We start from the raw sequence: 7,874 nt of genomic DNA, 5'->3' as shown, positions 1-7,874 counted from the left end.
CCCATAAAGCTCGGCAAGGTCAGCATCCAACATCACCTTCATTCCACGGATCAGATGTATTTTACCGGTAATAGCTTCTATTGTTACAATATCAGACATAATAAATCCTTGTTTTGTCCATAGCTTCATGTCAAGATTTGTGAAGCAAAAAGCCCCATCCTTCATATTACTGAAGAAATGGGGCTTTATTTTTTTTGTAATCCTTGGTCACCTGATCCTCCTGCTTGAGGTTCAAAAACAGACCGAAATTAATCTTTGATCTTTGGCTATGTATATTAAACGAATATACAAGTCAATTTAATTTGTTATCTTTTCGATGGGTTATCACAGGAATTCCGTTGCCCTGAATGATCTTAAACAAAACGAGAAAAAGGTGGAGGGGGAGATTTAGCGGCAGAGAAGGTTCGAGATAAAGAGTTTATTTCTGATTATAGAATTGCTTAATCGCCTCGCATAGTCCGGGTATAGTATATGATTCGGCGACTATATGAACATCAAAGCCCAGAGCTTTTGCGGTATCAGTGGTTATCGGACCTATGCTGGCGATAGTTACGCCTTTCATCAGGTCATTAAACTTCTCGGGCGGAATAAGCGCGTGAAAATTTTTTACAGTAGATGAGCTTGTAAATGTTATAAGATCTATAGTTCCCTGTTCCAGCCCAGCCATCAAAGCGTCAACATTATCACAAACCTTTTCGGTGCGATACGCGGTTACCTCATCCACTATGGCTCCCATTTTTGCCAGCTCTACCGGAAGAATAGGCCGTGCCTCCTTTGCTCGCGGCAGAAGAACCCTTTTCCCTTTTATATCTTCCCGTGCAAATGCCTCGATGATAGACTCGGCCACGTAGCTTTCAGGAACAATATCGCTTTTTAATCCAAAATCAAACATCCTTTTCGCGGTTGCAGGCCCTATGGATGCAGTGCGAAGATTGCTAAAAGCCCGCACATCCCTGTTTTGTTTAAAAAGACTCTCAAAGAAGAAGTTTACGCCGTTTACGCTTGTAAAAATAAGCCAGTCATATAAGGAAAGGTTATCTATTGCCGTATCAAGCGGTTTCCCGTCGGCTGGAGGAAAAACCTTTATGGTGGGGCATTCCAGGCATTCCGCTCCAAGATCAGACAGAATTTTAACAAGTTCGCTTGCCTGTTCCCGAGCTCTGGTCACCACGATTCTTTTTCCCATCAAAGGTCTGTTTTCAAACCATTGCATTGTCTCTCTTAATTTTACCACCTCGCCCACTACAATTATTGCAGGCGACTTCAGGCCGGCTGATTTCACACGCTCAACAATATTATCGAGCGTTCCGGTAACCGTCATCTGTTTGTTTGTTGTTCCCCATCTTACCAGCGCCACCGGCATATCATGGCTCATACCGTGATATGCAAGCCTGTCTGTGATATGCGGAAGGTTTTTAACCCCCATCAGAAACACAATAGTGCCTATCCCCTTTACAAGAGCAGCCCAGTTAATGCTTGATTCTTCTTTGGTCGGGTCTTCATGACCTGTTACAAAAGCAACGGTAGAGGTAAAGTTTCTATGGGTCAGCGGAATTCCAGCGTAGGCCGGAGCAGCTATTGCAGATGTCACGCCAGGCACTACCTCAAAGGAGATGCCGGCTTTAATCAGTTCTTCCGCCTCTTCAGCGCCGCGACCAAATATAAAGGGATCTCCGCCTTTCAGCCTGGCAACAATCAAACCGGTTTTTGCTTTTTCCACTATCAGGGCGCTGATTTTGTCCTGAGGCAGAGTATGATCCCCGCCTTTTTTGCCAACATAGATAATTTCGGCATCCTTTTTGGCGTGTTGTAAAAACATCGAAGACGCAAGATAATCATAAATTACAACATCTGCCTTCTCAATACATTCCAACCCTTTTACTGTAATAAGCCCTGGATCGCCAGGGCCCGCCCCGATCAGATATACTTTACCTTTAGTTTCTTTCATCGTAATATTCCAATATATTGCATAAAACTTTTACCACAGAGATCACATAACGTTGAAATTAGAAAATAGAAATTCGGCCTTCATGCTATCGTATTATCTGATAGCAACCTGACTTTATCGGATAACGCTTCTACCGGTTTGTATACAGCCAGGTCTTCCCGAATTTCTACTTTCCAATTTCAAATTTCAAGCCGTGAACGGCTATGTGTTTTTTTTGTATTTAAATCTATCTGCGTTTATCTGTGTGTATCTGTAGCTGAATTGTTAAAATTATTCTTCAAATCTTCCAGTATTTTCCCGGCGCCCATTGAAAGAAGGGTTTCTGCCAGTTTTATTCCAACCTTTTCCGAATCTTCTTCAGGGCCTGACATTGTATTCCTTATTACAGTCACTCCATCAACGGTTGCAACAAGCCCGGTTATTGTAAAGATATTATTTTCAATTTTACCATGACCTGCAATCGGAATCTGGCAGCCGCCCTCCAGGTAATTTAAAAATGCTCGTTCGCCTGAAACTATCCTTCTTGTCTGATAATGTTCCAGACAGGCAACAACCCGCGCAATATCCGTATCTTTTTCCCTGGTTTCAATACACAGGGCGCCCTGACCAACAGCAGACAGCATTATATTTTCATCAAGGTGTTCGGTGATCTTGTGTTCAAAACCAAGCCTTTTTACCCCTGCTGCGGCAAGTATAATCGCATCCATATCGCCGGATTCAAGCTTTTTAAGGCGGGTGTCAAGATTACCTCTAAGGGGCAGTATTTTGATATCCGGTCTTGCATGCAGAAGCTGGGCGCTGCGACGGAGGCTGCTTGTTCCTATGCCGGCCCCTTTCGCCAGCTCTGAAAAAGAAAGCCCGTTTTGAGATATTAAAACATCCTGCGATATTTCACGCTGCGGAATTGCGCCTATGCACAGTCTGTCCGGTATTTCAGCAGGCATGTCTTTCATGCTGTGCACGGCAATATCAATACGTCCGTCTAAAAGAGCTTCCTCTATCTCTTTGACAAAAAGCCCTTTGCCTCCAACCATGGCAAGAGGCACATCAAGGATCTTGTCGCCTTTGGTTTTTATGATCTCAATTTCAACAGACAAAAGTGGATCTTTTTTATAAAGAGCTTCTTGTACCCATCCGGCTTGCCAGAGCGCCAGCCTGCTTCCCCTTGTCCCGATTTTAATTTTTCTTTTCATCAATGACCGCATGTTGAACAACTGGCGGCCGCACAGCCGGTACACGACGAGTCAGACGCAGATGCCTTTACAGTTTCGCCACTACTTCCCTTGCTCATGAATCCGCATGCAGATAACAATCTTACTACCTTTTTGTTTTTGCAGGAAGGGCAAACAGGTTTTTCCTTTCCGAATATAAGGAGTTCAAAATTTTTATCGCAATTATTACAATGATACTCATAAATCGGCATTATAATTCCCTCAGATTAAATTTGTTCAATCACACCGGCAGCTATAAGGGGCAACATGATTTCATGATGACCCACAAGATTAAAGCCCTGCCCTCCTTCGGCCGTAGGCCTGTTGACAACATTTGTCACAGGACGGTATTGCTTTATGAAATCCATGTTGACTGTTGTAAAATTATCCACCTTATGGCCAAGATTTCTTACAAGTGTAATTGCCTTTAAAAAAACCTCCGGCAGTATTACCGCAGAGCCGACATTCAGGTAAACGCCTCCATCCAGGCCGCTTATCACTGAGGCAAGTGTTCTGAAATCTCTGTGGCTCGCTCCGCCTGCCGCCTCTGCATTAAAGCCGGGGTGCATATGAATTATATCTGTTCCAATGGCAACATGCACTGTAACAGGTATGCCTAAACGGGCTCCTGCCGCAAGGATGCTTTTCTCCATAAACGGCAGGCTTTTTTCAACAATCGATATGCCCACGGCTTCTCCGAGCCCTTTTGATTGTTTACCGGCCATGGTGATTGCATTGCTTAAAAAGTCGCAGGTTTCAGCAGCCATCCCGAAACTGCCGTCTCCAATGGCTGCTGCAACATCTTCCGATGTCCGGCCTGTCATGGCGATTTCAAAATCATGAATAATTCCCGCTCCATTCATTGCAACAGCATTAATAATACCGCGCTCCATGAGGTCTATCACAACAGGGCTAAGCCCGACCTTGATTACATGAGCCCCCATTGCCAGAACAATGGTTTTATCCATTTTATACGCGGATGCGATTGAAGAAATAACCGCCTTGATATGGCTGCCGGCAAGTATATTCGGCAAAGAGTCCAGAAAATCCTTAAAAGATGATCCCCTTGTCCATTTTTCCGCAAAATCAGCAGCAGATACCTTGCTTTTTCGATTTGCAAGCGGATATGTTTTCAGGTTTGTTAAGTCTATTGGTATAAATGAATTCGGCATTTAAACAAACCCTTCAGGGAAAATGATTCTTTCTACAATATCGCAAAATATATGCCCCAGTGTAATATGCGCCTCCTGAATCCTTGCTGTTTTATCCGATTCCGCGGCAAATGCCATATCAGCGCATTCGGCCAGCTTACCTCCTCGTCCTGTAAAGCCTATTGTAAAGAGCCCGATCTCTTTTGCCGCATTTATAGCCTTTATTACATTAGTTGAATTCCCGCTGGTGCTGATACCCCATGCAATATCATCCTTTTTGCCGAACGCCCTTATCTGTTTTGAAAATATTTCATCAAAGCCGTAATCATTCCCGATGCTTGTGATTACAGAGGTGTCTGTTGTAAGGGCTATTGCTGCAAGCGGAGGCCGCTCAATTTGAAACCTGTTGATAAATTCCGCCGCAATATGCTGAGCATCCGCGGCGCTGCCTCCATTGCCAAAAATAAGAATCTTTTTGCCGGATGCAACGCATGAGGCAAGCCTTTCCGCCCCTTTGACAATAAGATCAATATTGCCTTTAATAAACCCGGCTTTAACGTTAATGCTTTCTTCAAGTATATTTAAGATTATATTTCTCATCTATTTTGTTCGTCCTGTAACATATCTTGAATTTTTTTGATAAATTCCATTGAGTCATATCCAAGATCGTGTGCTTTTTCAAACTCGATTAAAGCCTCTTTGAGCTGATTTTGTTTTAAATAAAGCCTGCCGAGTCTGTTTATGAACAGGCCGTTTTCAGGAGCAATATCTATGCTTTGTCGGCAAAATATTGTAGCAATTTCAGGATTTTCTCCCTTAAGATCAAAAAGATGGCCAAGCGCAGACAGCGAATAAGCATCATTTGGATTTAGCCTTATTGCCTTTTTATATGCGCGAACCGCTTCATCTGTCATTTGAACTGCCGCATAACACTCGCCAAGGTATCTAAAGGCTGTCCCTGATTTTGGCATGAGTTCTACGGCTTTTTCAAGTAAAGGTCTTGCCTTGCTGAATTCTTCCTTTTCAAGATAAAGTTTGCCTGCCGCCAGTGCCACTTCAAATACATCCTCCCCCATACTCTCTGCTTTGAGCAGCAATTCAAGAGCCTTATCCTTGTTGTTTATCAAGGTGTTTACAATTCCCGCGTTATATAAGGCCATAATCTCTTTGGGGTCAACTTGAATTGCCTGCTCAAAATGTTCCAGTGCCTTTTCAAAAGCTCCCAGGACGCCGTAACATACTCCAAGACTATTATGAACATTTACATTTAACGGGTCAAGCATAAGCGCTGTTTTAAACTCCTCAATCGCCTCATTAATATCATTTTCCTGATACAGACGATCGCCGCTTATATTTAAGCTGATTGTATCAAAAAACACAGAGCTGCCCGGGCCGAAAAAGGCGGCATGATGAAGCGCCTTGTGTGCGTTGTCAAGGATTTTGCCTTTATGGAAATTAATAGTTGGATATAATGCTATTCCGATTGTAACTGTTCTGTTTTGACTGTCTGCGACATTGCGCTTAACCTTTTCCGCAATGTCCTGGCAAAGGTATTCGTCGGCTTCCGGAAAAAAACATCCAAACATACTGCTTCCTGTCTGTCCCCAGATACCATTGTTACTTCTGCATATAAGGTCGATTGTTTTGGCAACATCAAGCAGGATGTTTGAAGTCTGGTTTATATCTGCCTGGTTTATATCTGGTTTGTCCTTATGAGATGGCCTGTCAATCTGGACAACCATTGCTCCAAACTGCGATAAAGAATCAAGAGATTCCATGGCATGATCGATCAAAGATCTATTATGCAAAATATCCGGGAATTCTCTTTTCAGTTCATCCAAATCAAGAGATAGCCCGGCATCTGCCTTATCAGCCATCTGTTTGGAATCTGTTCTGGAAAATAGAAATTGATGGGTTAAGCTGCGGTCGTAAAATAATTTTTGTTTATTGTGTTTCATGATCAGATTTTTTGAGCTTAAACAAAATTGAAGATTTTTCGATCCGCTCGCTATTGCGGTTCAAAAATCTCTAACCATGCCGGAGAAGGCTGATTCTATAAACTGCAATTCATCCTCCTGTATGGTTCTGGGGTCTATGATAAACAAATCATCCTCTATTCTTCCTATGATCGGAGGCATATTGTTACGCATGTATCTTTCAACGGCATTAACCGACAACCCTTTCACATTAACACCAACACACCTGCTGGGCAAGTCAAGAAGCGGAAGCGCTCCGCCTCCTGCCTGCGAAGACAGATCAATCAGCTTAATAGAAATACGGGCATCGTTAATGTTTTTAAGCATATTTTCAAGCTGGACCGCCTTTTTTTCGATGTCATCATAAGAAAGGGTCAACATCCTCAAAGTAGGAATCGCGGCAACTGCTTTGTCTTTGTCCAGATACAGGCGCAGAGTGGTTTCCAGGGCTGCAAGTGTCAGCTTGTCTATCCGCAGCGCCCTTGTAAGGGGATTTTGCTTTATCCGGTCAAGAATATCCTTTTTGCCGACAATTATACCGGCTTGCGGGCCACCAAGGAGCTTGTCTCCGCTGAAAGTCACAACATCCACACCTGTTGCCACAGATTCCTGGACAGTGGGCTCCTTTAACATGCCGTATTGTGAAAAATCAATAAAGGTTCCGCTTCCCAGGTCTTCCATGACAGGAATATGATATTTCTTCCCGAGCTCAACCATATCATTAACAGAAACCTCAGCCGTAAAACCCACCACACTGTAATTGCTTTTATGCACCTTTAAGATAAGTCCTGTGTCGCTTTCTATCGCAGATTCATAGTCTTTTAGATGAGTGCGGTTTGTTGTGCCGACCTCCTTTAAAATTCCGCCGCTTTTTTCCATCACGTCCGGAATCCGGAATGAACCGCCGATTTCAACAAGCTCCCCCCTTGATACAATAACCTTTTTGCCCTTTGCTATTGTTTCCAGACAGAGCAGGACAGCTCCTGCGTTATTATTTACAACCATGGCTGCCTGAGCGCCGCTGATTTCACATAGTATATCCTCAACAGCGCTATATCGCGAACCGCGCACACCTTTTGACAGATCAAACTCCAGGTTCGAATAGCTGCCGGCAATAAGAGACAGGTTCTCAACAGCTTCAGCAGCAAGTATTGATCTGCCGAGATTTGTATGCATAACAACGCCGGTGGCGTTAATTACACGCAAAAGATTCGGAGTCATGGCATCCTGTACGCAGGCTTTTATCTTATCAAGAATCGTAGTTTCAGACAGCTCTTCCTCTTTAATCTCCATTTTATCGTCAAGAACAATTATACGGAGATCCTGGATAACCGAACGAACGCAGCGAACCAGAACAGATTTTGGAATATCTTCAAATACCGGTTTCGTCCCTGCAATTTCAAGGATATGATCAACCCCGGGAAGCATTTTTAAAAAAGACTGCCTTTTTTCATTTAATTTCATTTTTTCCGATACTCTCTTTTTTGCCTGTTTAATCATACTCTTAACACTTACCACCTAACACTTAACATGGTTCGCAAAAAGTGGTTTTTTGACTTTTTACGAGTTCATCAAATAAAAAGGGTGC

7 protein-coding genes are annotated in these 7,874 nt (G+C 43.2%); all 7 read right to left on the bottom strand.

Going from position 1 to position 7,874, the window contains the following annotated elements; all coding sequences use genetic code 11:
* Nucleotides 1-418 precede the first annotated feature (418 nt).
* The 7 genes from cobA to selA all read right to left on the bottom strand — a co-directional run bounded on the left by cobA (nt 419) and on the right by selA (nt 7,786).
* Nucleotides 419-1,948 carry a uroporphyrinogen-III C-methyltransferase gene (cobA, locus tag VMW78_00675; protein ID HUV49525.1) on the bottom strand — a complete coding sequence of 510 codons (1,530 nt, stop codon included), beginning with the start codon at nt 1,946-1,948 and terminating at the stop codon, nt 419-421.
* A 236-nt stretch (nt 1,949-2,184) separates the two neighbouring features.
* Nucleotides 2,185-3,144 (bottom strand): hydroxymethylbilane synthase, encoded by a 960-nt coding sequence (gene hemC / locus VMW78_00670; protein HUV49524.1) that lies wholly within the window; start codon nt 3,142-3,144, stop codon nt 2,185-2,187.
* Nucleotides 3,141-3,371 carry a zinc ribbon domain-containing protein gene (locus VMW78_00665; protein ID HUV49523.1) on the bottom strand — a complete coding sequence of 77 codons (231 nt, stop codon included), beginning with the start codon at nt 3,369-3,371 and terminating at the stop codon, nt 3,141-3,143. The genes hemC and VMW78_00665 overlap by 4 nt, the downstream gene beginning before the upstream one ends.
* A 15-nt stretch (nt 3,372-3,386) precedes the next feature.
* On the bottom strand, nt 3,387-4,331 hold the full coding sequence (locus tag VMW78_00660) for a hypothetical protein (GenBank protein ID HUV49522.1): 945 nt from the start codon (nt 4,329-4,331) through the stop codon (nt 3,387-3,389).
* Nucleotides 4,332-4,910, bottom strand: coding sequence for a D-sedoheptulose 7-phosphate isomerase (locus VMW78_00655; protein ID HUV49521.1), 579 nt, complete (start codon nt 4,908-4,910; stop codon nt 4,332-4,334).
* Nucleotides 4,907-6,268, bottom strand: coding sequence for a tetratricopeptide repeat protein (locus VMW78_00650; protein HUV49520.1), 1,362 nt, complete (start codon nt 6,266-6,268; stop codon nt 4,907-4,909). The genes VMW78_00655 and VMW78_00650 overlap by 4 nt, the downstream gene beginning before the upstream one ends.
* A gap of 60 nt (nt 6,269-6,328) precedes the next feature.
* A complete protein-coding gene (gene selA, locus VMW78_00645) occupies nt 6,329-7,786 on the bottom strand; it encodes an L-seryl-tRNA(Sec) selenium transferase (GenBank protein ID HUV49519.1) in 1,458 nt (485 codons plus the stop codon).
* Nucleotides 7,787-7,874 lie beyond the last annotated feature (88 nt).

It is taken from the genome of Anaerolineae bacterium, assembly GCA_035529315.1.
Taxonomy (GTDB): Bacteria; Desulfobacterota; Desulfobacteria; order Desulfobacterales; family ETH-SRB1; genus Desulfaltia.
This window is presented reverse-complemented; position numbering and strand designations above follow the sequence as displayed.

Coding starts and splice junctions, on each gene's coding strand:
- VMW78_00660 (HUV49522.1), bottom strand. CDS start 4,331: ATGCCGAATTCATTTATACCAATAGACTTAACAAACCTGAAAACATAT.
- VMW78_00665 (HUV49523.1), bottom strand. CDS start 3,371: ATGCCGATTTATGAGTATCATTGTAATAATTGCGATAAAAATTTTGAA.
- cobA (HUV49525.1), bottom strand. CDS start 1,948: ATGAAAGAAACTAAAGGTAAAGTATATCTGATCGGGGCGGGCCCTGGC.
- selA (HUV49519.1), bottom strand. CDS start 7,786: ATGATTAAACAGGCAAAAAAGAGAGTATCGGAAAAAATGAAATTAAAT.
- VMW78_00655 (HUV49521.1), bottom strand. CDS start 4,910: ATGAGAAATATAATCTTAAATATACTTGAAGAAAGCATTAACGTTAAA.
- VMW78_00650 (HUV49520.1), bottom strand. CDS start 6,268: ATGAAACACAATAAACAAAAATTATTTTACGACCGCAGCTTAACCCAT.